Raw genomic sequence first — 25,436 nt, forward strand, 5'->3', positions numbered from 1 at the left:
AATCTTACCGGCGGCGCAGCACGCTCGCGAAGAAGCCATCGAGCCCGCCCGTCATGCCGTCGCTCGCGGGCAGCATGGCAGGCGTTGTCCGGAATTCACCCAGTGGAGAAATGGCATCTTCCAGCCCCGGCCAATCGGACGGCGAGACTGGAACCCGCTCCAGTCCGGGATCCTGCGAAAGAAGCTCGGCGACGACCTGCTCTCCCTCGAGCGGATCGAGCGAGCAGTTTGAGAACACAATCAGGCCGCGGGGCTTCACCAGCGAGACGGCATGGCGCAGCATCTTCGCCTGGAGTGCTGCGAGCTTGGCGATATCGGCCGGTCCCTTGGTCCACAACACATCGGGGTGGCGTCGTGTCGTTCCAGTCGAGGAGCAGGGTGCGTCGAGGAGAACACCGTCAAGCGGCTCCGCCGGCTTGAACGCAAACAAGTCCTCTTGTACCAGATCCGCCTGCAGTTTCAGCCTGGCCAGGTTCTCCTTCAGGCGCGCAATGCGGTTGGAGGACTGCTCGACCGCCACCACGTGTGCGCCGGCCGCCACAAGTTGCGCGGTCTTGCCTCCGGGCGCGGCGCAGAGATCGGCGATATGCCGGCCCCTGACGTCGCCGAACAGACGCGCCGGAATGCTGGCGGCTGCGTCCTGCACCCACCATTCGCCCTCCTCGTATCCCGCGAGGGAGGAGACTGCACCCTCGAAGGAAGGAAGACGAACACTGCCGGTCGGGAGCAGTCTGCCGTTCAGCCGTTCAGCCCAATTAGCCGCCCCGGATTTGACGGTCAGGTCGATCGCAGGTGGCGTGAGCTGAGCCTCCGAAATGGAGCGTGCCGCATCAGCGCCGTAGGTCGCGGTCAACCGTTCCAGAAACCAGCCAGGAACTGGCGAAACGGAGCGGGTGGCATCGAGAACCTCCTGCTTTTCGCGCACCAGCCGCCGGAGGACGGCGTTGACCAGTTTTGCGAAGCGGCGATTGCGGGGGTCACGATTGGCCTGCTCGACGGCAACATCCACCGCCGCATGTTCGGGCACATCGAGGTGCAGGATCTGTGCGGCAGCGACGATCAGAACATGATGGAGGGCACGCGCCCCTTCCGGCAACGGAGTATCCAGCATGGCAGCCAGTGCCGCCTCGAGGCGGGGCAGGTGGCGGAGAGCGGTCACGAGAATGGCCCGGACAAGCGCCCGGTCGGGCTCGCTCAGCTGCTTGTAGGCCGGGTTTCCGTGAGCAGGGTCGAGGATGCCGTCCAGGGAGATCTTTCTGTCGATCACCGCCGCAAGCAGCTTGGCTGCCGTCGTGCGCGCCTCAAGGCCTGCCTTGGGTGCGCCTCCCGGATGTTTCGTTTTGTCGGTCGCGGATTGCTGCGGCCGCTTGCCGTTCTTTCTTCCTTGGCTCAACTCCAGGGCCCCTTGCGCGGTTCGGATGAACCGCGACCCCACCCGGTTTCGGGGACGGAGCGCGCGGTGCGCGTCGGTCTAGCAGCACCGGGCACGGTCGTCGACCCGCTACCGAACTCGCCAGCCATCTGCTGAAGCGCCGAAATACGGTTTGCTGTATTGGGGTGGGTGGAGAATAGATTATCCATCCGCTCGCCCGACAGCGGATTGATGATGAACATATGCGCGGTGGCAGGGTTGCGCTCGGCGTCATCATTGTGAACCACCTGCGCTGCGCCGGCGATCTTGCCAAGCGCCGAGGCGAGCCACAGCGGATTGCCGCAGATTTCCGCGCCGCGTCGGTCGGCGGAATATTCCCGTGTCCGGCTGATCGCCATCTGCACGAGCATCGCCGCAAGGGGCGCAACGATCATGGCAACCAGCACGCCGATGAATCCCAGCGGGTTGTTGTTGTCGCGATTGCCGCCGAAGAAGAACGCGAAGTTACCCAGCATGGAGATAGCGCCGGCAAGCGTCGCGGTGATCGTCATCGTGAGCGTGTCGCGATTCTGGATATGGGCGAGCTCATGCGCCATCACTCCCGCCACTTCCTCCGGCGTCAGGCGTTGCAGCAGACCCGTGGAAGCGGCAACCGCTGCATTCTGCGGATTGCGGCCCGTGGCGAAGGCATTCGGCTGCGGACTATCGTAGACATAGACCTTGGGCATGGGCAGCCCGGCATTGGCGGAAAGCTGCCGGATCATCTGGAAGAGCTCCGGAGCGTTACGTTCGTCTACCGGCTGGGCCCGATAGGCCGAGAGCACCATCTTGTCCGAATTCCAGTAGGAGAACAGGTTCATGCCCGCTGCGAGCAGAAAGGCTATCATCATCCCGCCTCGGCCTCCGATCAGAAATCCGACCCCCATGAACAGGGCCGTCATGAAGGCAAGAAGCATGGCGGTGCGAATCATGTTCATGGTCGGTCTCCAAACGGCTTTATTGCCGGGGTTGAACGCCCTATGATGTGGTCTATCACCCTTTTCTTTTCAATATTCCGCACAGGCGGAGCGAATGATGCAGCACTCGGATAACGACAACAGCAACACAACGCCGGAAGATATGGCAGCCAGGAAACCGCTTTCCCCGGCCGCGAAGCGCGCGCTGGAGGAGGCTGAGCAACGCCGGCAGGGCGCAAAGGAGAAGGATATGCCCACCGAGATCGGCGGCCGTGGCGGCGCCGATCCCGCCCGGTTCGGTGACTGGGAGATCAACGGCCGCGCAATCGACTTCTAGAGGCAGATAATCCTATTGACTACAGCATCGAGAAGGAATTTATTCCTTTTATGCGCTACCTGCTTCTCTTCATCGTCCTGATCTTGTTCCCGTCGTCTGCTAATTCGGCCGGTAGCGAGATAGCAGGTCCTGTGGAGGCTGAGGTTCTCCGCGTCATTGACGGGGATACGCTGCTTGTCGAGGCAAGGCCTTGGCCGCAGCAGAAGGTTGAGGTCTATGTCCGCATCCGCGGCATCGATACGCCGGAGCTTCGTTCCTCCTGCCCGAGCGAACGACAAGCGGGAGAGGCGGCCAGACGGGCTCTGGAGTCGTTGACGGAGCATGCAGCCTTGCTTCAGCTGAGCCGGATCTCCGGTGACAAGTACTTCGGTCGTGTCGTGGCTGATGTGACAGTGCCCGGAGGAGGCAACGTAGCGGATCACCTTCTCCTCGCGGGACTCGCCGACGGCTACGATGGCGCCAGGAAAGCGGTCAGACCCTGCGCAGTGCCGTAGCACCTGCCAGGCCTTGGAAGGCAGAAGCGGAGAAGAGCGAATGATCGACGATCTTTGGACGACCGAAGAGAGCCTGTGGCTGGACGGCCTCGAAACCTACCGGCAACGGCTTCATCCCGACTGCGTCATGGTGTTTCCATCGCCGACCGGCATTCTTTCCGCCGAGCGGGTACTTGCAAGCCTGGATGGCGTACCGCGCTGGAAGAGCGTGGAGATGAAGCAGCGGACAGCTAAGCAAATGCGGCCTGGGATGGCGCTTCTGACCTATGAGGCCCGTGGAGAACGTGAGCAAGGCCCGCCCTACCACGCATATTGTAGCTCGGTGTATTGTCTTGAAGACGATAGCTGGCGCATCGTATTTCACCAGCAGACACCGGTTTAGGAGAAAGGCCCGCCACCGCTTATGCAGCGGGCCTCCCTTATGGCTTCAGGGCGCCTTGTTCTGGCGGTTCTCGATCAGGTCGTCGACCACGCCCGGATCGGCCAGCGTCGAGATATCGCCAAGCGCACCGAAATCGTCTTCGGCGATCTTGCGCAGGATGCGGCGCATGATCTTGCCCGAGCGCGTTTTCGGCAAGCCCGGCGCGAACTGGATCTTGTCCGGCGTGGCGATAGGGCCGATTTCGCTTCGGACATGCTTGATGAGTTCCTGGCGGAGCGCATCGTCCCCCTCATGGCCCGACATCAGCGTCACGTAGCAGTAGATGCCCTGGCCCTTGACGTTGTGGGGGTATCCGACGACCGCCGCCTCCGACACATAGTCATGCGAGACAAGTGCGGACTCGACTTCCGCCGTACCCAGCCGGTGGCCCGACACGTTGAGCACGTCGTCGACGCGGCCCGTGATCCAGTAGTAGCCATCCTCGTCGCGACGGCAGCCGTCACCGGTGAAGTACTTGCCCTTGTAGGTCGAGAAATAGGTCTGGATGAAGCGCTCGTGGTCGCCATAGACCGTCCGCATCTGGCCCGGCCAGGAGTCGGCGATGCAGAGATTGCCATCCGCCGGTCCCTCAAGGACGTTTCCTTCATTGTCGACGAGTTGGGGCTTGATCCCGAAGAAGGGCACCGTGGCGGAACCCGGCTTCAGCGCCGTGGCGCCAGGCAGAGGGGTGATCATGTGGCCACCGGTTTCGGTCTGCCACCATGTATCGATCACCGGGCATCGGCTATCGCCAACCACGCGGTAGTACCACTCCCAGGCTTCCGGGTTGATCGGCTCGCCCACCGTTCCGAGCAACCGGAGGCTCGAACGGGAGGAACGCTTCACATATTCGTCGCCGGCGCCCATCAGCGAGCGGATCGCCGTCGGAGCCGTATAAAAGATGTTCACGTTGTGCTTGTCGATCACTTCCCAGAAGCGTCCCTGGTCGGGGAAGTTGGGCACACCCTCGAACATCAGCGAGGTCGCGCAGTTCGCCAATGGACCGTAGACGATGTAGGAGTGGCCGGTGACCCACCCGACATCGGCCGTGCACCAGTAGACGTCGCCGTCGTGGTAGTCGAAGACATATTCATGCGTCATTGCCGCATAGACGAGGTAGCCGCCTGTCGTATGCAGAACGCCCTTCGGCTTGCCCGTCGAGCCGGAGGTGTAGAGGATGAAGAGCGGATCCTCCGCCTTCATCTTTACGGGTTCGCAATGGCCCTTCACGCTGGCGATTTCCTGATGGTACCAGAGATCGCGGCCAGGTGCCCATTCGATCTTGCCGCCGGTGCGGCGCACGACCAGGACATTCTTCACGGTCGCATACTGGCGCGCGGCGATGTGGATGGCCTTGTCGGTATTTTCCTTCAGCGGCACCGGCTTTCCGCCGCGCACGCCCTCGTCACAGGTGATCACGAAGCAGGACTGACAGTCGACGATACGGCCCGCCAGGGCCTCCGGCGAGAAGCCGCCGAACACGACGGAATGGACGGCACCGATACGAGCGCAGGCCAGCATGGCATAGGCCGCTTCCGGGATCATCGGCATGTAGATCGTGACGCGATCGCCCTTCTTGACGCCGTGCTTCTTCAGGACATTCGCCAACCGGCAGACCTGGTCGTAGAGCTGGTTGTAGGTGATCTTCTTGTCGATATAGGGGTTGTCGCCTTCCCAGATCAGCGCCGTACGTTCGCCATGGGTCTTCAGGTGGCGATCGATGCAGTTGTAGGAGACGTTCGTCAGCCCGTCCTCGAACCACTTGATCGAAACCCTGCCCTTGAAGGAGGTATTCTTGACCTTCGTGTAGGGCTTGAACCAGTCGATGCGCTTACCGTGCTTGCCCCAGAACTTGTCTGGATCCTCGACGCTCTCCTCGTACCACTTCTCGTATTTGTCCTTGTCGATCAGCGCCATGCTCTTGGTTGCGCGTGACACAGGATATACCTTCTCGGACATGGTCTCCTCCCCATTACGTCGCGAAAGCCGGATCAGCTAATCCGGATCATGTTCCCTTCATACCAGTTGAAACAGGCCCATCAATTAGACAAACGGTTCATGCTGCGCGATATTTGCAATTTGACCGCTTTCCGGTTATAGACGCATCGAATTTCCGGAAATTGTGGTTGATACCCACGGCCCGCGACCCCGGCGCGGACGGACAGAGGAACTATATCCATGGCTCAACAATTGCTCATGCCGAAGGCGACGGCTGTCTGGCTGGTCGACAATACGGCGCTTTCCTTCGACCAGATCGCGCAGTTCTGCAAACTGCACCCGCTCGAGGTCAAGGCTATCGCCGACGGCGAGGCGGCACAGGGCATCAAGGGTCTTGACCCGATCGCGACCGGGCAGCTCTCGCGCGATGAGATCAAGCGCGGCGAAGGCGACGTGAATTACAAGCTGAAGCTGCAGGAGCCGAAGGTCCGGGTTCCCGAATCGAAACGCCGCGGCCCACGCTATACGCCGGTTTCGAAGCGCCAGGATCGTCCGAACGCCATCCTCTGGCTCGTGCGCAACCACCCGGAACTGAAGGACGCACAGATCTCGCGTCTCGTCGGCACGACGAAGTCGACGATTGAGCAGATCCGGGACCGCACCCATTGGAACTCGGCCAACCTGACCCCGATGGATCCGGTTACTCTCGGTCTCTGCAGCCAGATCGACCTGGACCTCGAAGTCGAGAGGGCCTCGAAGGGTCGCCCGCTTCCGACCGCCGAGGAACTGGGAGCAACCCTCCAGTCGGCGACCGAGACCGAGAACCTCGGCTTCGACTATCGCGAGGAGCGCGAGGAGGAAAAGGAGATCGACGCCGACGCCGTCTTCGCCAAGCTGAGCTCGCTCAAGTCCGCGCCGCGCGACGAAGAGGAAGACGATCAGTACTGATCCTTCGGCAATTCAAAGTTCAGATGATGCTAAAAGCCCGCCGGATCAGCGGGCTTTTTCTTTGCATCGTCGATAGATCAGGCCGCCTTCAACGAAGCATCCAGAGGAATTTCGACATCGATCTCGAGCATCGAGAATGTCTCCTCCCGGTCAACCTTGATCTTCACCCGGTCGGAGTCGAGATCGACGTGCTTGGCAATCACTGCAAGTATCTCCTCGCGGAGCACGGCTACAAGGTCGGAACTCGTGGACGCACGCTCATGGGCGAGAAGTACCTGCAACCTCTCCCGCGCCGTCGGCGCAGAACGCTGCTTGCGGAACAGATCGAAGATGCTCATGCCGCCTTCCTTCCAAAGATCTTGCCGAAGAGGCCACGCTTCTCACCCGGAACGGTGATTGGAAGCGCCTCCCCGCAAAGCCGACGGGCGGCATCGAAATAGGCCTGAGCCGGGGCGCTTCGAGCGTCGGCCAGGGTCACCGGGGCCCCGATATTCGAGGCGCGAAGGACGTCCATGCTCTCCGGAATGATGCCGATCAGCGGAATAGAAAGAATTTCCAGGACATCATCAACCTTGAGCATGTCGCCGCGCTCGGCGCGGAGAGGATCATAGCGAGTCAGGAGAAGGTGTTTCTCCATCCGCTCTCCCCGCTCGGCCTTCAACGTCTTGGCGTCCAGAAGCCCTATGATGCGGTCGGAATCGCGAACAGACGAGACTTCCGGATTGGTAACCACCACGGCTATGTCGGCATGGCGCATGGCAAGGGTCGCACCGCGCTCGATGCCAGCAGGGCTGTCGCAGATCACCCAGTCGAAGACGCGCTTCAGTTCGGTGATGACAGTTTCGACACCCTCCGGCGTTAATGCGTCCTTGTCGCGAGTCTGCGATGCAGGCAGCAGGAACAAGGTCTCCAGCCGCTTGTCGCGGATGAGTGCCTGCGGAAGCTTGGCATCACCCTGTATCACGTTGACGATATCGTAGACGACGCGACGTTCCGCACCCATCACCAGGTCGAGATTGCGAAGTCCGACGTCGAAATCGACGACGACCACTTTCTCGCCCTTCTGGGCCAAGGCTGCGCCGAGCGCCGCGGACGATGTCGTCTTGCCGACCCCGCCCTTGCCTGATGTCACTACAATGACTTTCCCCATGGTCTTCTCCTGTGTTCCGGCCTTTCGGCTCAGGCAAGTTTCTCTGCCATTATTGTATCGTTTTCGAGCCAGAGCTGGACGGGCTGGCCCTTCAGGCTGGCTGCCATGTTCTCGGCAACCTGGTAGATGCCGTCGATCGCGAGCAGTTCTGCGTCGAGCTTGCGGCAGAAGATGCGCGCCGAGGAATTGCCGACCGATCCCGCCATGACCCGGCCGCGAAGGGTGCCGTAGATGTGCACGGAACCGCCCGCGATCACTTCCGCGCCCGAGGCGACGGATCCGATCACCGTGACATCACCTTCCGGGAAGATGACGGACTGTCCGGACCGGATCGGCTCGCGGACGATGATCGACTGCAGCGGCGGCCGGACCTCTCGAATGACCTCGGGGGATAGCTTTCCCGCCGGCACTTCGACCGCGGGCTCCTTCGCCATGCTGTCCTTAGAGACGGGGCGGCCACCCTTGAGGGCAGGCGGCATGCCGGGGCCGAGCAGAGAGGGACGTGCGCCCTCGATCCCCATGATGCTGACATTGCGGTCGGCGAAGGCCGTAAGCAGTTCCTTCAGCTGCCCGCGATCAATGTCGAGATCCGTGACGTCCAGGACCACCGGACGCCCGAGGAAAAACCCGGCGGAACGCGAGGCGAGGTCGTCGAGCCTCGTCAGCCACTCGTCGAGGGGCAGGTCAGGCGACAGGACGACCGCAAGAAAGGAGCGGCCCTTGATTCGGATCGAGCGAGCGTCTGTTAGCACTTTGGTCATCTACGTAAAGAAATGGTTAGATCGGTGTAGCGTCGGCATGGTTAACAATACGTTAACTGGCTGGTGCGGAGCTTAAGATGCGCACATGCTGAAATGCGAAAGGCCCCGCGTTCGCAGGGGCCTTTCTGAAAATGGCTAGATTGCGGTCAGGCTGCCGTCTCGGCAGCGCCCTTGGCATATCCCTTGGACTTGAGGATCTCGATGATCTCATCGAGGATCACCGGGTCATCGATGGTGGCAGGCATCTTCCACGGCATCCCATCGGCGATCTTCTGCATCGTTCCACGCAGGATCTTGCCCGACCGCGTCTTTGGCAGTCGTTTCACGACCATCACGGTACGGAAAGCGGCGACGGGCCCGATCTCGTTACGGACGAGGTCGATAACTTCCTTCTCGATCAGCTTCTCGTCGCGGGTGACGTTGTTCTTGAGGACGAGGAAGCCGCAGGGGATCTGCCCCTTGAGGGAATCCGCGACGCCGACCACGGCACACTCCGCGACATCCGGATGCATGGCGCAGACCTCCTCCATCGCACCCGTGGAAAGCCGATGGCCGGCGCAGTTGATGATGTCGTCCGTCCTCGCCATCACGAAGAGGTAGCCATCGTCATCGAGCATGCCGGCATCCGCCGTCTTGTAGTAGCCCGGGAATTCCTCAAGGCACCCTTGACGGAAGCGCTCGTCCGCATTCCAGAAGCTGACGAGGCAACCGGGCGGCAAGGGCAGCTTCACGACGATATTGCCGAGCGTGTTTGCCGGAACCGGATGACCCGCATCATCCAGCACTTCGATCAGATATCCTGGCATGGGCTGCGTCGGCGAACCTGGCTTGAACGGCAACAGCCCCAGGCCCACCGGGTTGCCAACCATGGGCCATCCCGTTTCTGTCTGCCACCAGTGGTCGATCACGGGAACCTTCAGCACCTGCTCGGCCCATTTCAGCGTCTCCGGATCGGCGCGCTCGCCTGCGAGGAAGAGGGCACGCAAGCCGGATAGGTCGTATGTTTCGACAAGCTTTCCCTCCGGATCGTCCCGGCGGATGGCCCGGAACGCCGTGGGGGCCGTGAAAAGGACCTTCACGTCATATTCGGACACGATCCGCCAATAGGTTCCGGCATCGGGAGTTCCGACCGGCTTGCCTTCGAATAGGACGGTTGTGTTTCCGGCAAGAAGCGGGCCATAGACGATGTAGGAGTGCCCGACGACCCAGCCGATGTCGGAGGCGGCCCAGAACACTTCGCCCGGCTCCACCCCGTAGAGATTCTTCATCGTCCAGTTGAGCGCCACCATGTGCCCGCCATTGTCACGGATCACTCCCTTGGGCTGACCCGTGGTTCCAGACGTGTAGAGCACATACAGGGGATCGGTGGCCGTTACCGGCTCGCAATCGACCACCGTGCCGTTGACCTTCTCGATCTCGACCGCCTGGCGGAAATCGACGTCTCCATGCTCATAGCGTAGCGCCGCATGCAGTTCGTCCCGCTGCAAGATGAGGCAGAAATCCGGCTTGACCTTCGCGATGTCGAGCGCGTGGTCGAGCAGGGGTTTGTATGCAACCACCCGGCCAGGCTCCAGTCCGCAACTGGCGCTGATCACGACCTTGGCACCGCAGTCGTCGATCCTGGCGGCAAGCTCATGCGCGGCAAATCCTCCGAATACCACGGAATGGACCGCCCCGAGCCGCGCGCAGGCAAGCATCGAGAAAACAGCTTCGGGGACCATGGGCATGTAGATGACGACGCGGTCGCCTTTGCCCACGCCGTGATTGCGCAACACGGCGGCGATTGCCTGCACCTCGACGAGCATCTCGTCGAAGCTGTACTTCCTCTTGTCGCCGTTCATCGCGCTGTCGTAGATCAGCGCCGTCTGGTCGCCGCATCCCTCGCTCACGTGCCGATCTATGCAGTTGTAGCAAGTGTTCGTCTCACCGCCGACGAACCAGCGTCCATAAACGCCCTGGGCATTGTCGAAGACCTTTTCAATTGGCTTGAACCAGTGAAGCGTCTCCGCCTGACGGCGCCAGAACTCCTCCGGAGCCGCCTGCCATTCCCGATAGATGTCGAAGTATGTGCTCTGCATCTGCTCCTCCCGTGGTCCCAGCGCAGCATTTGGAACCAGTTTAGGATGATGCAGACGGCCACGGAAAGCCAGACTAAAGCTCTAAGGGGGGCTTAACGATTGCCAAAAATGGCCGAGCCCACCCGAACGCTGCTAGCACCGAACTCGATCGCCGTTTCGAAGTCTCCCGACATTCCCATCGAAAGCTTCTGCAAGCCGCACTGATCGGCAAGCTTGGCCAGAAGTGCAAAGTGCGGCCCGGGGTTTTCGTCCGCGGGAGGTATGCACATCAGACCTTCGATCGAAAGCTTAAGCTCGCCCCGGCAGAAGTGAACGAATGCCAGAGTCTCCCTTGGCGCGAGACCAGCCTTCTGCGGCTCCAGCCCGGTATTGACCTGCAAATAGAGACGGGGTTGGCGGTCCTGCCTCTGCATTTCATCGGCAAGCACCCGCGCGATCTTTTCTCGGTCGACGGACTCGATCACATCGAAGAGTGCCACGGCATCGGCGGCCTTGTTGGATTGCAGTGGACCGATCAGGTGGAGTTCAATGTCCTTGAACTCCTCCTTCAGTGCCGGCCATTTCCCTTGGGCTTCCTGAACGCGATTCTCCCCGAACACCCGCTGACCGGCCGCGATGACTGGACGGATCGCCTCCGCATCGAAGGTTTTCGACACGGCCACCAGCGTCACAGACTGCGGCTGCCGTTTTGCCCTTCGCTCTGCGTCCGCGATCCGTGTCAGCACATCCTGCAGCCGTTCCTCTGACGTCATCTCGTTTCCCTCGCGCTCGCTATCAAAGGTCGCACACCGCTTAGCTGGCTCCTATCCGCCTGCCAAGCCGCGCTTGTGCTCGGCGCCAAACTTTACCCGGCGAGATGCCCGGAAAACTTGACGCTTGCAGGGTTTCATGATGAAGGTCTGACCAATCCCAGTCTGCATTTACCCCGGAATATCATAGAAATGGCGAGTGAACGTTACAATCCGCGCGACGCCGAGCCGCGCTGGCAGAAGATCTGGAGCGAAGCCAAGGTCTTCGAGACCGACAACGCTGACCCGCGCGAGAAATATTACGTCCTCGAGATGTTCCCCTATCCCTCCGGCCGCATTCACATGGGCCACGTCCGCAACTATGCCATGGGCGATGTTGTGGCGCGCTACAAGCGGGCGAGGGGCTATAACGTCCTCCACCCGATGGGCTGGGATGCCTTCGGCATGCCGGCCGAGAACGCCGCGCGCGACAACAAGGTACACCCCAAGGAGTGGACCTATCAGAACATCGCATCAATGAAGGCCCAGCTGAAGGCAATGGGCCTCTCGCTCGACTGGTCGCGGGAATTCGCCACGTGCGACGTCGACTACTACCACCGGCAGCAGCATCTTTTCCTCGACATGATGGAAAAGGGGCTCGTCTACCGTAAGCTCTCCAAGGTCAACTGGGACCCCGTCGACCACACCGTGCTTGCCAACGAACAGGTTATAGACGGACGCGGCTGGCGATCCGGCGCTCTGGTGGAGCAGCGTGAGCTGGTGCAGTGGTTCTTCAAGATCACCGACTTCAGCCAGGATCTGCTGGACGCCCTCGATACGCTCGATCAGTGGCCCGAAAAGGTCCGTCTGATGCAAAAGAACTGGATCGGCCGGTCGGAGGGGATGACGATCCGTTGGGAGCTTGTGGCCGAAACCGTACCGGCAGGCCAGTCTGAGGTGACGGTTTATACGACCCGTCCCGATACCCTCTTCGGCGCCTCCTTCCTGGCGATCGCGGCAGATCATCCGCTGGCAAGGGAAGCAGCAGCCGCGAATCCGGCTATCGAAGCCTTTGCCGACGAGTGCCGCAGGCACGGTACTTCGCTGGCAGCGCTTGAAACCGCCGAAAAGAAGGGTATGGACACTGGTATCCGGGTCAGGCATCCGCTCGATCCAAGCTGGGAGCTACCGGTCTACATCGCCAACTTCGTATTGATGGACTATGGTACCGGCGCGATCTTCGGCTGCCCATCGGGCGACCAGCGCGACCTGGATTTTGCGCGCAAGTACGATCTCCCCGTAGTGCCGGTCGTTATGCCGGCAGGCGACGACGCAGGGAATTTCACGATCGGTGACACTGCCTACGATGGCGATGGCGTGATGATCAACTCGCGCTTCCTCGACGGCCTCTCAACCGAAGAAGCGTTCGAGACGGTCGCCAGACGGTTGTCGGAGACGATGCTTGGCAACAAGCCCCAAGGCGAGCGCAAGGTGAACTTCCGCCTGCGGGACTGGGGCATCTCGCGCCAGCGTTACTGGGGCTGCCCGATCCCCGTGATCCATTGCGAGGTATGTGGTGTCGTCCCGGTCCCAAAGAAGGACCTGCCGGTCCGGCTTCCCGACGACGTGACCTTCGACCAACCCGGCAATCCGCTGGACCGACATGCGACATGGCGTCACGTCGCCTGCCCGCAATGTGGCGGTGACGCCCGTCGTGAGACCGACACGATGGACACCTTCGTCGATTCCAGCTGGTACTTCACCCGCTTCACGGCACCTTGGCAGGATGAGCCGACGGATCCGAAGGCGGCTAACCATTGGCTGCCGGTGGACCAGTATATCGGTGGCATCGAGCACGCCATCCTCCATCTTCTCTACTCGCGGTTCTTTACCCGCGCGATGAAGGAAACAGGCCATGTCGAAGTGAAGGAGCCATTCAAGGGTCTCTTCACTCAGGGCATGGTCGTCCATGAGACTTACCGCCGCGGCAGCGGGCCATCGGGGGAATGGGTTGCGCCCGCCGATATCCGTATCGAGGAAACTGACGGGAGGCGCCGTGCAACATTGCTCGCAACCGGCGAGGAAATCGCGATTGGCTCGATCGAGAAGATGTCGAAGTCGAAGAAGAACGTGGTCGATCCGGACGACATCATCGCGTCCTACGGAGCCGACACCGCCCGCTTTTTCGTACTCTCCGATTCACCGCCGGACCGCGACGTCATCTGGTCGGAAGCCGGCGTGGAGGGCGCACACCGCTTTACTCAGCGTCTTTGGCGTCTGATCTCGGAAGCGGCCGACAATCTCAAAGGAGTGGCGCCGGCACCGGCACGCGAAGGCGAGGCACTGGCCGTTTCCCAAATTGCCCACAGGACGCTGAAGGCGGTCCAGGATGATTATGACAAGCTCTCCTTCAACAAGGCCGTCGCGCGTATCTACGAACTAGTGAACGCGCTCGCAGCACCCCTGGCGCGGGTCGCTGCTGGCGAAGGCGATGCCGTGTTCCGTGGCGCCGTTCGGGAGGCCGCAGAAATTCTCGTTCAGATCGTCGCGCCAATGACCCCACACTTGGCCGAGGAGTGCTGGGCAGCGCTCGGCAACGGCCGAATGTTGGCGCAGGCCGCATGGCCACGCTATGATGATGCACTGGTGGTCGAGAACGAGATCATGCTTCCGGTGCAAATCAACGGCAAGAAGCGGGCAGAATTGACAATCGCTCGTGACGCAGAACAAGATGCCGTCCAGGCAGCGGTTCTGCAGCTGGATGCGGTGCGCTCCGCCCTGGATGGCCGGCAGCCGAAGAAGATCATCCTCGTTCCACAAAGGATCGTGAACATTGTCGTCTGACACCCTCCGCACCCTTCGCCTGATCGGCGCCGTCGTTTCGGGCATCATCTTTGTGGCCGGGTTGGCGGCGTGTCAGGTGCGTCCGCTCTATGGTGAAGCGTCCGGCAGCGGCGCCGCGCTTGCAGGTGTCGGCTTCTCCGATGCTGGAACGCGGGTAGGGCAGGTTGTTCGAAACCATCTCGTCTTCCTCACATCTGGAGGCAGTGGGGAAGCAGCGAACCCCTCGTATCAGGTAGAGCTGAGTGTTTCGTCGAGCTACAGTGATATCCTTGACGATGAAGACGCGGGTCAGCTTCAGCCAGGGCGTGTCATCGTGGTAGGATCGTACACCTTGTCCCGCGTTTCTGATGGAGAGATCCTCAAGAGAGGCAGCAGGACGGCCACTGCGCTGCTGGATGTCTCGCGCCAGGAGTTTGCGGAGCTCCGCTCAGTTCGGGATGCGGAAAACCGGGCAGCACGAGAGGTGGCCGAGTTCATCCGCGCCGATCTCGCCATTGCCTTGGCAAACCAGCCGCCACCGCAGGTGACATGGCAGAAATAAAGTCACATGAATTCGATCGTTTCGCCGAAAAGGCACATGAACTCTATCGCGTGTTCGTCATTTACGGCCCCGATCGCGGCCTTGTATCCGAACGTGCTGCGCTGCTTGCACGCAAGACTGGCATTGCTCAGGAGGATCCCTTTGCGACGCTAAAGCTTGACGTTTCGGACCTGCAAAGCGATCCGGGCCGCCTGCTTGACGAAGTGAACTCCCTTGGTCTCTTCGGCGACAAAAAGCTCGTCTGGCTTCGAAATGCCGCCAACGAGAAGGCGGTGGTCGATGCTCTCGCTGTCCTTGCCGAGGGGAGTCCCCCCGCCAATACCCTGATTATCGAGGCGGGCGACCTCAAGAAGGGCAGCGGCTTGCGGAAGATTGCAGAGCCTGCAAAGACGATCGCGATAACCCCCTGCTACCCCGACGACATCAAGGCGCTGAACGCTCTCATCGATACTTTGCTCGCGGAGGATGGCCTGTCGATCTCGCCTGCAGCACGGCATCAGCTGCTCGATTTGCTGGGCGGCGACCGCGTAGCGTCGCGCAACGAGGTCCGGAAACTTGCGCTCTACTGCCGGGGAAGGGGCATGGTCGAGGAGGAAGACGTGACCGCGATTATCGGTGACGCGAGTAGCGTATCACCGGATGAGGCGGTCGACGCGGTCCTTACAGGTGATCTAGCGGCGCTCCGCCATGCGCTGCAGAAGATCGAAACCTCGCGGACACCGGTATTTCTCGTCCTTCAATCCTGTCTGAAGCAGTTCCAGATGATGGAACTCATGCGAACTGAAATGGACGACAAGAAAGTCCAGGCATCTCAGGTCATGATGACGCTCGGGCGGCACATTCACTTCAAGCGCAAGCCGCTGATCGAAAGGGCTCTCGAACGCTGGCGCACGGAAGCGCTGTCTCGAGAGGGACATCGCCTCCAGTCTGCGATCCTGCAATCTCGCCAAAGGCAAAGCTTGGAGCAGAGCATCGCGTTTCAAACGCTGATGGCGATTGCGCTGCAATCTGCTCGTCAGCAGAGATAATCAGCGCCGCTCCAGGAGTCGGCAGATCTCTTCCAGTTGATCGAGCGTCCGGTAATTGATGCGGATCTGGCCAGGGCCGCCCTTGTGGTTGATCCTGACCTCCAGACCAAGCGAGTCCGACAACGTCCGCTCCAGTGCGAGTGTATCGGAATCCTTTTTCTCTACCTTGGATTGATTATGCTCAGACTGTGCCTTGATGTCGTTCTGGGCCAGCCGCTCCGCATCCCGAACCGACATTCCCTTGGCGACGATCGTACGAGCTAGGGAAAGCGGATTGGATGTCGTGATAAGCGCCCTGGCATGGCCAGCAGACAATTCGCCGGAGGCAAGCATGTCACGGACAGGCTCCGGGAGCTTCAGGAGCCTGAGGCTGTTGGCCACATGGCTGCGACTTTTGCCGATGATCCCGCCGAGGTCATTCTGGGTATAGCCGTATTCTGCGATGAGTTGATCGTAACCCAACGCCTCTTCCAGAGGATTGAGGTCGGCACGCTGTACGTTCTCGACGATCGCGATCTCTAAAGCCGTCCGGTCATCGACGTCCCTAACAATGACGGGAATCTCGTGAAGCCCGGCGAGCTGTGCAGCGCGCCAACGCCGCTCTCCAGCGATGATCTCGCACCGGTCGCCGACCGGCCGGACGACCACGGGCTGAACGATTCCATGCTGGCTGATCGAACTGGCGAGATCCTGGAGCTCCGCCTCATCGAACTGCCGCCGCGGATTTCGCGGATTTCGGCTGACATACTCTATCGGGACCATCCGGTCGGGACTGATCTCCTTTGGTGCGGCGTCAACGGGCAGGGGCTGATCCATCTGCCCGATCAATGCGGCAAGTCCCCGACCAAGGCGGCGCTTCGAAAGATCATCACTCATACTTCGTCCTTCCGTTAGGCCGCTTTTCGCCGACGTTCACGCTGGATCACTTCCGACGCCAGCTGCAGATAGGCCTGGCTGCCGGCGCATTTCAGATCATAAAGGATCGCAGGTTTTCCGTAGCTGGGAGCTTCGGAAACACGGACATTGCGCGGGATCAGCGTATGGTAGACCTTGTCCCCGAGATAGGTGCGGACATCGTTCACCACCTGCTGCGCCAGATTGTTCCGTGAGTCGAACATGGTGAGCACGATACCCTGGATGTCGAGGGTGGGATTAACCGTTTGGCGAACCTGATTCACCGTCTCGAGTAGCTGGCTCAAACCCTCCAGTGCAAAGAACTCGCACTGCAGCGGAACGAGAACGGATTGCGCTGCGGCCATGGCATTCATAGTCAGCAGGTTGAACGACGGCGGGCAATCGACGATGATATATGTATAAGGCATCGCGGCCGAGAGCGATCGCTTGAGCCTGAACACCCGATCAGCTTCTTGCGATATCTCCATCTCAAGCCCGAGGAGATCCATGGTCGAGGGGACGATAGAAAGGTTGGGCACAGCCGTCGGCAGGACCGTCTGTTCGACGGAATGAGTACCCATCAGAACGTCGTAGGATGACAATTCCCGATCTCTTCGATCGATTCCAAGGCCGGTACTGGCATTTCCCTGTGGGTCCAGGTCGATGATCAGCACGGTTTCGCCAATGGCTGCAAGCGCCGTGGCGAGATTGATGGCAGTCGTGGTCTTGCCCACCCCACCCTTTTGGTTGGCTATTGTGATGATACGATTGCCGTTAGTCATGCCGCACCTGACGAGGCTAGATCAAACCTTTGGCCGGAGTCCGCTGATCTCGAGGATCACCGAGTCGTTCTCGACGGCACTGGGATGTATTATCAGATCAAAGTCCCAGTCGCTACGCGCTTTCTCTACCTCGCGCTGGTAATCCCGGCCTTTATGGAAAAGGGCACGGCAAGATTTGTCGATCATCCAGGAGGAGGAGTATCGAAGCAGCAGGTTGAGCTCCGCCAGTGCGCGGGCGGATATCATGTCGCAGTGGAGAATCTCTTTCTGAGCCTCTTCGATGCGGACAGGATGCACAGAGCCCCGTGCCGCGCACTCCATGAGCGCCACCCGTAGGAACGCGGCCTTCTTCTGATTGCTTTCGACGAGATGCACGAAGCCCTCATTTCGCTCAGCAAGCATAATGGCCGTCACGATGCCAGGGAATCCACCGCCCGAGCCGAGATCAATCCATACGGCTGGCTGCGGATTGATCTGAAATATCTGGGCACTGTCCGCGATGTGACGGCTCCAGAGCTCTTCCAGGGTCGATGGTGCAACGAGATTGATGCGCCTCGCCCACTTTTGGAAAAGCTCCGCGAAATGCTCTAGCCGCTGATGCGTTTCACGTGAAACAGGCTTGCCGTTCAGCAACATTATGATACGCGGCCCTCTTTCCCCTGCCTACGAAGATTGGCAAGCAGAAGGGCGGACGCGGCTGGAGTCATACCTTCAATTCGGGAAGCTTGCGCCAGATTGGCTGGTCTCTTGCTGGATAACTTCGTCTTCAACTCATTCGAGAGACCAGAAAGTACGTGGTAGTCAAAGTCTGGTGGTATGGACACCCCCTCATCACGCCGGAGAGCCAGGATATCGCTCTCCTGCCGCTCCAGATAGACCGCATAACCGGCTTCAATCTTGAGAGCAGCCGCGATGCGTTCCGACATCGCGTGCAGTTCCGGCCAGATCGCGCGGATCTTGCCTGGATCGATATCAGGATAGGCAAGAAGGTCCATGGCCGTGCGGCGTTGTCCATCCCGGTTAAGGCTTATACCGAATCGTTCCGCTTCGTTTGGAGTCAGCGAAACACCTCTCAGCTGACTCCGCCAATCCGCAAGGTCGTTCTGGTACCTCTCAAATCGTTCCTTTCGTACCGTCGAAACCAGGCCTAGCGCAATACCCAGCGGTGTAAGCCGCTCATCAGCATTATCGGCTCGGAGCGAAAGCCGGTATTCGGCGCGCGAGGTGAACATCCGATAGGGTTCAGTGACTCCTCGGCTGGTCAGATCGTCGATCATAACGCCAATATAGGAGCTGGACCGACTGAAGGTATGCGTATCGTGGCCACCCGCAAGACGAGCGGCATTGAGCCCCGCCACAAGCCCCTGCGCCGCAGCTTCCTCATATCCTGTGGTTCCATTGATCTGCCCGGCAAGGAAAAGCCCGGGCATCTTCCGGAGTTGCAGAGATGGAGAGAGCTCTCGAGGATCGACGTGGTCGTACTCGATGGCGTAGCCGGGCTGCAGGATCCGAGTGTGTTCGAGTCCCGGTATGCTATGGATAAAAGCTTCCTGTACATCGGCGGGCAGGGAGGTGGAAACGCCGTTGGGATAGACCGTATTATCGTCAAGGCCCTCTGGCTCCAGGAAGATCTGATGACCGTCCCGTTCGCCGAAGCGGACGATCTTGTCTTCAATTGAGGGGCAGTAACGCGGGCCAACGCCTTCGATCTGGCCGGAATACATAGCTGATCGGTGAATGTTCTCTTCAATGATCCGATGAGTGACGCTGGTCGTTCGGGTGATACCGCAGGCAATTTGCGGCGTCGTTATGGCCTCCGTGAGGAAAGAGAACGGCACCGGATCTTCATCTGCCTCCTGGCGCCCGATACCGTCCCAGTCGATTGTGGTTCCATCAAGCCGGGCGGGCGTGCCGGTCTTAAGCCGGCCAAGGCGTAAACCGAGTCGTTCAAGGGTTGCCGATAGGCCGACTGACGGTCCTTCGCCCATTCGCCCCGCCGGAAAGCGTTCAGATCCGATATGAATGAGGCCGCGCAGGAAGGTGCCGGTCGTCAGAACGGCCGCCGCGCATGCGTACCGTTGACCATCCGAGAGGATAATGCCTGCAACTTTCCCTTCCGTGACGTCCAAGTCAAAAACATCGCCCTCGACCACATCAAGATTGACATGGTTGAAAATCTCGCGCTTCATTCCTTCACGATATAGCTTCCGATCAGCCTGCGTACGCGGCCCACGAACAGCCGGGCCCTTGCGCCGATTCAGCATGCGAAACTGGATACCGGCTGTGTCCGCGACGCGGCCCATTAGGCCATCCAGCGCATCCACTTCCCGAACCAGATGGCCTTTGCCGAGGCCGCCAATCGCAGGATTGCAGGACATCACGCCGATCGTGTCTCGGCGATGTGTCACAAGCGCCGTCCGCGCTCCCGTCCGTGCTGCGGCGCTGGCCGCCTCACACCCCGCGTGGCCTCCGCCGATTACGATTACGTCATAGCGCTTGTTCATGGTCCACCTGCGGTGAGTGTTTCACGTGAATCACGTCACTTGCCGATACAAAACTGTGAAAATATGACATCGAGCAGCTGCTCAACGTCCACCTGGCCCGTAATTCGACCCAAGGCGGTCCTTGCTCGTCGCAGATGCTCTGCGCGCAGCTCCAACTCAGTTTCCTCTAGCGCTGATCGGAGATGAAGGGAAGTATCTTGCAGCAACGCCACTTGTCGACCACGCATCGGCGCAGCTGAGCCGTCCCAAGCCGATTGAATCCGGCTAACGATCGACTTGCGAAGTGAGCCTACTCCTTCACCCGTTACGGTCGACAGGCATATATCATAAATAGGTGCCCGCGGGTGAATGTCGAGCTTTGTCCCGACACGGAGCGCATTCGGCGCCAGAGGAGCCTGCGAAGGTTCCCAACCGATTTCCTCCAGGTACAGAACTAGATCTGCCGTGTTAATCAACTGCCGCGCTCGGCGGACGCCCTCTTGCTCGATTACGTCCGAAGATTCGCGGATACCCGCCGTATCAAAAACGCGCACCAGATATCCATCGAGATCAAGATCAACGTGCAGCACATCGCGGGTGGTTCCCGCCAAATCGGTGACGATCGCCACGTCTCGCTGCGCCAGGTAGTTCAGCAGGCTCGATTTTCCAGAATTCGGCGGCCCGACGATCGCGATTTTGAAACCATCGCGAATGATCTCCCCCCCTTTTGCCGCTTCCAGATGCTTCTCCAATTCGGTGCGAACAGCGGCGATATCCGCCGTGACGCGTTCCCCTACGGACCCGGGTACGTCGTCTTCGTCGGCGAAATCGAGTTCAGCTTCAATCATGGCTCGGGCATGGGTGAGCCTGCGGGCCCAGTCATCATACAGATGAGACTGCCGACCGAAGCTCTGTTCCACTGCGAGACGACGTTGCATCTCGGTCTCTGCCACGATCAGCTCCGCCAGACCTTCCGCCTCCACCAAGTCCAGACGGCCGTTCTCGAAGGCCCTGCGCGAAAACTCACCTGCTTCCGCCAACCTCAAGCCGGGTAACGCCGCAAGTTGCGAATAGACGGCGTTCACCACCGCACGGCTTCCATGCAGTTGGAGTTCGACAACATCTTCCCCTGTGAAGGAATGCGGTGCTGGAAAGGTCAAGACGAGGGCTTCGTCAATCAGTTGCTCTTCCCGATCCAGTATCCTCCGGAGTGCCGCCTCGCGTGGGGGAGGTTGCCTGCCTCCTATCAGTCGCATCAGTGCAGGGAATGCCGCCGGGCCACTAATACGCAGGACAGCGACACCCGCCGGCAAGCTACCGCTGGAAAGCGCGAAGATCGTATCTGTCGTGACACTCATCCTGGCTGCCTCGACCGGAAAGCCAAAAGCGCCCGGCCGGGCCGAGCGCTTTTTTCGCGTGAATCCGGCTAATGATTAGGTGTTCATCGAGTCGAAGAAATCGCCGTTGTTCTTCGTCTGCTTCAACTTGTCGATAAGGAACTCGATCGCATCGGTCGTGCCCATAGGCGCAAGGATACGGCGAAGCACGAAGATCTTCTGCAGGTCCTGGCGCGGCACGAGGAGATCCTCCTTGCGTGTACCGGACTTGAGAATGTCCATGGCAGGGAAGATGCGCTTGTCGGCAACCTTGCGGTCCAGGACGATTTCGGAGTTGCCGGTTCCCTTGAACTCTTCGAAGATGACTTCGTCCATGCGGCTGCCGGTGTCGATCAGCGCCGTCGCAATGATCGTCAGTGAACCGCCTTCCTCGATGTTGCGGGCGGCACCGAAGAAACGCTTCGGGCGCTGCAGCGCGTTGGCATCGACACCACCGGTCAACACCTTGCCGGATGATGGTACCACGGTGTTGTAGGCGCGGCCGAGACGAGTGATTGAATCCAGCAGGATGACGACGTCGCGTCCATGTTCCACAAGGCGCTTTGCCTTCTCGATTACCATTTCGGCAACCTGAACGTGGCGCACAGCCGGCTCATCGAAGGTGGAGGAGACAACCTCGCCCCGGACCGATCTCTGCATGTCCGTCACTTCTTCCGGACGCTCGTCAATGAGGAGGACGATCAGATAGCATTCCGGATGGTTGGCGGTGATGGAATGCGCGATGTTCTGCAACAGCACCGTCTTGCCTGTTCGCGGCGGGGCAACGATCAGGCCGCGCTGACCCTTGCCGAGCGGTGCCACGAGATCGATCACACGCGCCGACAGATCCTTGGATGTCGGGACATCGAGTTCCATCTTGAACCGCTCATTGGGATAGAGCGGCGTCAGGTTGTCGAAGTGGACCTTGTGACGGATCTTCTCCGGATCGTCGAAATTGATCGTGTTGACCTTCAGAAGCGCGAAATATCGCTCGCCCTCCTTCGGACCGCGGATAGGCCCTTCGACAGTATCGCCCGTCTTCAGCGAAAACCGGCGGATCTGGGAGGGTGAAATGTAGATGTCATCCGGGCCAGGAAGGTAGTTGGCGTTCGCGGAGCGAAGGAAGCCAAAGCCATCCTGCAGGACTTCCACCACGCCTTCGCCGATGATTTCCACATCCTGGCTGGCCAGAACCTTCAGGATCGCAAACATAAGCTCCTGCTTGCGCATCGTGCTGGCGTTCTCGACCTCGAGCGATTCGGCAAAGGTCAGCAGGTCGGTCGGCGACTTGCTCTTGAGTTCTTGAAGCTTCATTTCAGCCATGAAGGGACCACGTTGGAGGCGATGAGGGAAAAGGGCGTGCCGGTGAAAATCTCGCCGCGGAGATTTCCGGGGAGGAGTGGGATTACAAGCATGCCACGAGATGAGATGGCAGGAAAATAGCGAGTCATGCCGGTCCTCGCAAGGGGGAAACGTGCAGGTGCCGGCAGAAACCCGCAATCAGAAGGGCTTCACGACGACCAGTATGACGATCGCGATCATCAGCAGGGTGGGCGCCTCGTTCATCATTCGCCAGTAACGAGCCGTTCGACGCGGCCCATCGGCGGCGAAAGCCCGCACCGCCCGGCTTAACATGACATGCACCACCGTCAGGAGAACCACGAGCGCGATCTTGGCGTGCAGCCAACCTCCCTGGAAGGCAAAGCTCTCCCAGGCGAGGTAGAGGCCCAGCAGCCAGGTGATCATCATCGCCGGGTTCATGATCACCTTCAGCAGGCGACGCTCCATCACTTTGAAGGTCTCCGACTGGACGGAACCCACTTCGGCGTCCGTATGGTAGATGAACAGCCGCGGAAGGTAGAACAGACCTGCCATCCACGAGATCACCGCAATGATGTGCAGGGCCTTCATCCAAAGCCCGAAACTGTCCGGCTGAAGAACATAAAGGACGGCGATCAGCGCCACGAAGACGCCGATCGCGACAAAGGCTTTCCGTGACGCGCTCCGTCCGACAGCTTCACTCGTTTGCCGATCCACATCCATCATGGCTTGTGTCCCCGGACCCGATGGACCAGATCGCTCACATGCGCGGGATCCGCCTCCGGCGTAATGCCGTGGCCGAGATTGAAAATCAGCGGTCCATTTCCGAGTGCCTGCAGGATCGCATCTATACCCTCCTCAAGGGGCTGCCCCCCCGCGACAACCCGCATCGGATCTAGATTTCCCTGTATTGGACCATCCTTCTGCAACTCCGCGGCAAAGGAGAGGGGAACGCTCCAATCAAGACCAATGGCATTCGCATCGGTATCCTGGCGATAAGACCTCAAGTTCATGCCCGCGCCTTTGGCGAAGGCAATGATCTTCGCACCAGGACGCGCTGCTCGCACCGTCCGGATCATGCGCGCCACCGGCCGAACTGCATAGGCCTTAAACTCACGCTCACCGAGAACTCCCGCCCACGAGTCGAAGATCTGCACCGCATCCGCACCGGCATCGATCTGCGCGATCAGGTACTCCGCCGAAACATCGGCAAGAAAATCGAGAAGCCGCAGAAACAGGTCCGGATTGCGGTAGGCGAATAGCCGCGCCGGTGCCTGGTCCGGCGTCCCATGACCCGCGATCATGTAGGTCGCCACCGTCCATGGCGCACCACAAAAACCGAGAAGCGTCGTCTCCTCCGGAAGCTCGCGGCGAAGGCGGCGGACGGTTTCAAGCACAGGGGCAAGATGCGAGAGCACACCCTCCGCATTCAGCTTCTCGATGCCTGCAACATCGATTGGGTCCATTTGCGGCCCCTCACCCTGCACGAAGCGGACATTGCGTTTCAAGGCATCCGGAATGACGAGGATATCGGAAAACAGGATTGCTGCGTCAAAACCGTATCTGCGGATCGGCTGCAGGGTTACCTCGACCGCATAGTCCGGAGAATAACAGAGATCCAGAAAGCTTCCGGCCTTCGCTCTCGTTTCCCGATATTCGGGGAGGTAACGGCCTGCCTGCCTCATAAGCCAGATGGGAGGAGGCGTGACCGTTTTGCCTTCCAGCACGTCGACAATCTTCCGGGATGGGCCGGGCACATGTTTCTCCTAAAATAGATAAAGATCTTTATAGGGTTTCTATTTCTTAGAGTCGGTGGGTATCAAGGATTAAACGTCATCCCCCATTGCCGCGACGATCCGCCGCCCACCTACGATCGCGTGAAGAGACTTATCCACGTTAGACACCCAGAGCGTGGATAAACGGATTCGTGATATGAAATCAGGATGATGCCGATCTCACAGAATGTCATCACCTGTGGAAAATCTGTTGACTTTCATCATCGAACCAAGGCTTGTCCACATTGTAAACAGACAGCCCCTGACGTTCTTCGTACGCCATCGAGGTGTGGATAAAACGGAGGTTATCCCGCGCCTCGAGCTCCGCATGGCTAAACCCCACCCGCTCTCCCGGTTTATCAACAGAGGGACTAGAACAGCGTGGAGAACCGCAAAAACTACTTTCATCTGCACCTGATTTCTGACTCGACGGGGGAGACTCTGATCTCGGCGGGCAGGGCGGTCTCGGCGCAATTTCAGGCCTATGCGGCCATCGAGCACATCTACCCGCTGGTCAGAAGCCGCCGCCAGCTCGCATCCGTATTGGAATCGATCGACCGCGAACCCGGCATCGTTCTCTATACGATCGTGGACGAGGAACTCGCCCGCCTGCTCGACCTCCGCTGCCGCGATCTCGGCACCCCGTGTGTCAATCTGCTCGAACCGGTAATGACGACCTTCCAGACCTATCTCGGCTCCCCCTCCCGTCGGCGGGTCGGTGCTCAACATGCACTCGACGCCGATTATTTCGCCCGGATGGAAGCGTTGAACTTCACCATGGATCACGATGATGGCCAGTTGCCAGAGGATTATGATCAGGCAGACGTGGTGCTGATCGGCATAAGCCGGACGTCGAAGACGCCGACAAGTATCTATCTCGCCAATCGCGGCATCAAGACTGCCAACCTGCCTGCTGTGCTCGACATGGAGCTTCCGGATAGTCTGCTGAGGGCGACGCGACCGCTGATCGTCGGCCTCATCGCGACCTCCGATCGCATTGCCCAGGTGCGTGAAAACCGCGAGCTCGGTGTGACCCAGGGCTTCGATCGTCGGGACTATACCGATCGGGCAAATATCCAGGAGGAGCTGAAATATGCCCGCAGCCTTTGCGCCCGCCACGGATGGCCGTTGATCGACGTCACCCGGCGATCGATAGAAGAGACAGCGGCGGCTATCGTTGCGTTGCGGCCCCGCCTCAGGTAAGCGAAAC

24 protein-coding genes are annotated in these 25,436 nt (G+C 59.9%); 8 read left to right on the forward strand and 16 right to left on the reverse strand.

Features of this window, described 5'->3' with window-relative positions:
- Positions 1 to 4: 4 nt before the first annotated feature.
- The gene (locus FN060_RS02140) at positions 5 to 1,393 is read right to left on the reverse strand and encodes an RsmB/NOP family class I SAM-dependent RNA methyltransferase (protein WP_142586673.1); all 1,389 of its coding nucleotides are present in this window, start codon (positions 1,391 to 1,393) and stop codon (positions 5 to 7) included.
- A complete protein-coding gene (htpX, locus tag FN060_RS02145) occupies positions 1,390 to 2,349 on the reverse strand; it encodes a zinc metalloprotease HtpX (protein WP_142586674.1) in 960 nt (319 codons plus the stop codon). Before htpX ends, FN060_RS02140 begins: the two co-directional genes overlap by 4 nt.
- 97 nt (positions 2,350 to 2,446) lie before the next feature.
- Here htpX and FN060_RS02150 point away from each other — a divergent pair, with 97 nt between their 5' ends.
- From FN060_RS02150 to FN060_RS02160, 3 genes are read left to right on the forward strand one after another with little or no spacing between them, the layout of a single operon-like run.
- Positions 2,447 to 2,665, forward strand: a complete 219-nt coding sequence (locus FN060_RS02150) for a DUF1674 domain-containing protein (protein WP_077548780.1) — start codon at positions 2,447 to 2,449, stop codon at positions 2,663 to 2,665.
- 50 nt (positions 2,666 to 2,715) lie between these two features.
- A complete protein-coding gene (locus FN060_RS02155; protein WP_142586675.1) occupies positions 2,716 to 3,159 on the forward strand; it encodes a thermonuclease family protein in 444 nt (147 codons plus the stop codon).
- A gap of 40 nt (positions 3,160 to 3,199) precedes the next feature.
- The gene (locus tag FN060_RS02160; RefSeq protein WP_183949707.1) at positions 3,200 to 3,541 is read left to right on the forward strand and encodes a nuclear transport factor 2 family protein; all 342 of its coding nucleotides are present in this window, start codon (positions 3,200 to 3,202) and stop codon (positions 3,539 to 3,541) included.
- A gap of 45 nt (positions 3,542 to 3,586) precedes the next feature.
- Here the strand turns inward: FN060_RS02160 and acs are convergent, their stop codons facing one another.
- Positions 3,587 to 5,539 (reverse strand): acetate--CoA ligase, encoded by a 1,953-nt coding sequence (gene acs / locus FN060_RS02165; protein WP_142586677.1) that lies wholly within the window; start codon positions 5,537 to 5,539, stop codon positions 3,587 to 3,589.
- A 219-nt stretch (positions 5,540 to 5,758) separates the two neighbouring features.
- Between acs and FN060_RS02170 the strand changes: the two genes are divergently transcribed.
- On the forward strand, positions 5,759 to 6,466 hold the full coding sequence (locus tag FN060_RS02170) for a DUF1013 domain-containing protein (protein WP_142586678.1): 708 nt from the start codon (positions 5,759 to 5,761) through the stop codon (positions 6,464 to 6,466).
- A 77-nt stretch (positions 6,467 to 6,543) separates the two neighbouring features.
- Here the strand turns inward: FN060_RS02170 and minE are convergent, their stop codons facing one another.
- The 5 genes from minE to FN060_RS02195 all read right to left on the reverse strand — a co-directional run bounded on the left by minE (position 6,544) and on the right by FN060_RS02195 (position 11,207).
- Positions 6,544 to 6,804 (reverse strand): cell division topological specificity factor MinE, encoded by a 261-nt coding sequence (gene minE, locus FN060_RS02175; RefSeq protein WP_142586679.1) that lies wholly within the window; start codon positions 6,802 to 6,804, stop codon positions 6,544 to 6,546.
- Positions 6,801 to 7,616, reverse strand: a complete 816-nt coding sequence (minD, locus tag FN060_RS02180) for a septum site-determining protein MinD (RefSeq protein ID WP_077548775.1) — start codon at positions 7,614 to 7,616, stop codon at positions 6,801 to 6,803. The genes minE and minD overlap by 4 nt, the downstream gene beginning before the upstream one ends.
- Before the next feature lie 29 nt (positions 7,617 to 7,645).
- Entirely contained in the window at positions 7,646 to 8,377 is a 732-nt protein-coding gene (gene minC / locus FN060_RS02185) for a septum site-determining protein MinC (RefSeq protein ID WP_142586680.1), read from the reverse strand.
- 146 nt (positions 8,378 to 8,523) lie between these two features.
- Positions 8,524 to 10,455, reverse strand: a complete 1,932-nt coding sequence (locus FN060_RS02190) for a propionyl-CoA synthetase (RefSeq protein WP_142586681.1) — start codon at positions 10,453 to 10,455, stop codon at positions 8,524 to 8,526.
- A 92-nt stretch (positions 10,456 to 10,547) separates the two neighbouring features.
- Positions 10,548 to 11,207, reverse strand: a complete 660-nt coding sequence (locus tag FN060_RS02195) for a YggS family pyridoxal phosphate-dependent enzyme (protein ID WP_142586682.1) — start codon at positions 11,205 to 11,207, stop codon at positions 10,548 to 10,550.
- 189 nt (positions 11,208 to 11,396) lie between these two features.
- Here FN060_RS02195 and leuS point away from each other — a divergent pair, with 189 nt between their 5' ends.
- The 3 genes from leuS to holA are packed head-to-tail and all read left to right on the forward strand — an operon-like array spanning position 11,397 to position 15,596.
- Entirely contained in the window at positions 11,397 to 14,027 is a 2,631-nt protein-coding gene (leuS, locus tag FN060_RS02200) for a leucine--tRNA ligase (protein WP_142586683.1), read from the forward strand.
- Positions 14,017 to 14,568 (forward strand): hypothetical protein, encoded by a 552-nt coding sequence (locus FN060_RS02205; protein ID WP_244665665.1) that lies wholly within the window; start codon positions 14,017 to 14,019, stop codon positions 14,566 to 14,568. The genes leuS and FN060_RS02205 overlap by 11 nt, the downstream gene beginning before the upstream one ends.
- Positions 14,556 to 15,596, forward strand: coding sequence for a DNA polymerase III subunit delta (gene holA, locus FN060_RS02210; RefSeq protein ID WP_142586684.1), 1,041 nt, complete (start codon positions 14,556 to 14,558; stop codon positions 15,594 to 15,596). The genes FN060_RS02205 and holA overlap by 13 nt, the downstream gene beginning before the upstream one ends.
- On the opposite strand, the gene FN060_RS02215 is transcribed toward holA, so the two are convergent.
- The 8 genes from FN060_RS02215 to hemE form a co-directional block, all read right to left on the reverse strand.
- A complete protein-coding gene (locus tag FN060_RS02215) occupies positions 15,597 to 16,472 on the reverse strand; it encodes a ParB/RepB/Spo0J family partition protein (RefSeq protein WP_142586685.1) in 876 nt (291 codons plus the stop codon).
- Between the two features lie 14 nt (positions 16,473 to 16,486).
- Positions 16,487 to 17,272, reverse strand: a complete 786-nt coding sequence (locus tag FN060_RS02220; RefSeq protein ID WP_142586686.1) for a ParA family protein — start codon at positions 17,270 to 17,272, stop codon at positions 16,487 to 16,489.
- A gap of 21 nt (positions 17,273 to 17,293) precedes the next feature.
- Positions 17,294 to 17,908, reverse strand: coding sequence for a 16S rRNA (guanine(527)-N(7))-methyltransferase RsmG (gene rsmG, locus FN060_RS02225; RefSeq protein WP_142586687.1), 615 nt, complete (start codon positions 17,906 to 17,908; stop codon positions 17,294 to 17,296).
- Positions 17,908 to 19,776, reverse strand: coding sequence for a tRNA uridine-5-carboxymethylaminomethyl(34) synthesis enzyme MnmG (gene mnmG / locus FN060_RS02230; RefSeq protein WP_142586688.1), 1,869 nt, complete (start codon positions 19,774 to 19,776; stop codon positions 17,908 to 17,910). Before mnmG ends, rsmG begins: the two co-directional genes overlap by 1 nt.
- Positions 19,777 to 19,811: 35 nt before the next feature.
- Entirely contained in the window at positions 19,812 to 21,113 is a 1,302-nt protein-coding gene (gene mnmE / locus FN060_RS02235; protein WP_142586689.1) for a tRNA uridine-5-carboxymethylaminomethyl(34) synthesis GTPase MnmE, read from the reverse strand.
- 75 nt (positions 21,114 to 21,188) lie between these two features.
- Positions 21,189 to 22,454: a transcription termination factor Rho gene (gene rho, locus FN060_RS02240; RefSeq protein ID WP_139346276.1), complete on the reverse strand. Its 1,266-nt coding sequence runs from the start codon at positions 22,452 to 22,454 to the stop codon at positions 21,189 to 21,191.
- 177 nt (positions 22,455 to 22,631) lie between these two features.
- The gene (gene hemJ / locus FN060_RS02245) at positions 22,632 to 23,174 is read right to left on the reverse strand and encodes a protoporphyrinogen oxidase HemJ (RefSeq protein WP_142586765.1); all 543 of its coding nucleotides are present in this window, start codon (positions 23,172 to 23,174) and stop codon (positions 22,632 to 22,634) included.
- Positions 23,174 to 24,208 (reverse strand): uroporphyrinogen decarboxylase, encoded by a 1,035-nt coding sequence (hemE, locus tag FN060_RS02250; protein WP_142586690.1) that lies wholly within the window; start codon positions 24,206 to 24,208, stop codon positions 23,174 to 23,176. Before hemE ends, hemJ begins: the two co-directional genes overlap by 1 nt.
- Before the next feature lie 399 nt (positions 24,209 to 24,607).
- Here hemE and FN060_RS02255 point away from each other — a divergent pair, with 399 nt between their 5' ends.
- Positions 24,608 to 25,429: a pyruvate, water dikinase regulatory protein gene (locus FN060_RS02255; protein ID WP_142586691.1), complete on the forward strand. Its 822-nt coding sequence runs from the start codon at positions 24,608 to 24,610 to the stop codon at positions 25,427 to 25,429.
- Positions 25,430 to 25,436: the final 7 nt, after the last annotated feature.

This window comes from Pseudorhizobium halotolerans (assembly GCF_902153235.2).
GTDB classification, from domain to species: Bacteria; Pseudomonadota; Alphaproteobacteria; order Rhizobiales; family Rhizobiaceae; genus Neorhizobium; species Neorhizobium flavum.

What these genes read in the sequence shown, in the direction of transcription:
- htpX (WP_142586674.1), bottom strand. Translation starts at nt 2,349, where the DNA reads ATGAACATGATTCGCACCGCCATGCTTCTTGCCTTCATGACGGCCCTG.
- FN060_RS02150 (WP_077548780.1), top strand. Translation starts at nt 2,447, where the DNA reads ATGCAGCACTCGGATAACGACAACAGCAACACAACGCCGGAAGATATG.
- FN060_RS02155 (WP_142586675.1), top strand. Translation starts at nt 2,716, where the DNA reads ATGCGCTACCTGCTTCTCTTCATCGTCCTGATCTTGTTCCCGTCGTCT.
- FN060_RS02160 (WP_183949707.1), top strand. Translation starts at nt 3,200, where the DNA reads ATGATCGACGATCTTTGGACGACCGAAGAGAGCCTGTGGCTGGACGGC.
- acs (WP_142586677.1), bottom strand. Translation starts at nt 5,539, where the DNA reads ATGTCCGAGAAGGTATATCCTGTGTCACGCGCAACCAAGAGCATGGCG.
- FN060_RS02170 (WP_142586678.1), top strand. Translation starts at nt 5,759, where the DNA reads ATGGCTCAACAATTGCTCATGCCGAAGGCGACGGCTGTCTGGCTGGTC.
- minE (WP_142586679.1), bottom strand. Translation starts at nt 6,804, where the DNA reads ATGAGCATCTTCGATCTGTTCCGCAAGCAGCGTTCTGCGCCGACGGCG.
- minD (WP_077548775.1), bottom strand. Translation starts at nt 7,616, where the DNA reads ATGGGGAAAGTCATTGTAGTGACATCAGGCAAGGGCGGGGTCGGCAAG.
- minC (WP_142586680.1), bottom strand. Translation starts at nt 8,377, where the DNA reads ATGACCAAAGTGCTAACAGACGCTCGCTCGATCCGAATCAAGGGCCGC.
- FN060_RS02190 (WP_142586681.1), bottom strand. Translation starts at nt 10,455, where the DNA reads ATGCAGAGCACATACTTCGACATCTATCGGGAATGGCAGGCGGCTCCG.
- FN060_RS02195 (WP_142586682.1), bottom strand. Translation starts at nt 11,207, where the DNA reads ATGACGTCAGAGGAACGGCTGCAGGATGTGCTGACACGGATCGCGGAC.
- leuS (WP_142586683.1), top strand. Translation starts at nt 11,397, where the DNA reads ATGGCGAGTGAACGTTACAATCCGCGCGACGCCGAGCCGCGCTGGCAG.
- holA (WP_142586684.1), top strand. Translation starts at nt 14,556, where the DNA reads ATGGCAGAAATAAAGTCACATGAATTCGATCGTTTCGCCGAAAAGGCA.
- FN060_RS02215 (WP_142586685.1), bottom strand. Translation starts at nt 16,472, where the DNA reads ATGAGTGATGATCTTTCGAAGCGCCGCCTTGGTCGGGGACTTGCCGCA.
- FN060_RS02220 (WP_142586686.1), bottom strand. Translation starts at nt 17,272, where the DNA reads ATGACTAACGGCAATCGTATCATCACAATAGCCAACCAAAAGGGTGGG.
- rsmG (WP_142586687.1), bottom strand. Translation starts at nt 17,908, where the DNA reads ATGTTGCTGAACGGCAAGCCTGTTTCACGTGAAACGCATCAGCGGCTA.
- mnmG (WP_142586688.1), bottom strand. Translation starts at nt 19,776, where the DNA reads ATGAACAAGCGCTATGACGTAATCGTAATCGGCGGAGGCCACGCGGGG.
- mnmE (WP_142586689.1), bottom strand. Translation starts at nt 21,113, where the DNA reads ATGAGTGTCACGACAGATACGATCTTCGCGCTTTCCAGCGGTAGCTTG.
- rho (WP_139346276.1), bottom strand. Translation starts at nt 22,454, where the DNA reads ATGGCTGAAATGAAGCTTCAAGAACTCAAGAGCAAGTCGCCGACCGAC.
- hemJ (WP_142586765.1), bottom strand. Translation starts at nt 23,174, where the DNA reads ATGGATGTGGATCGGCAAACGAGTGAAGCTGTCGGACGGAGCGCGTCA.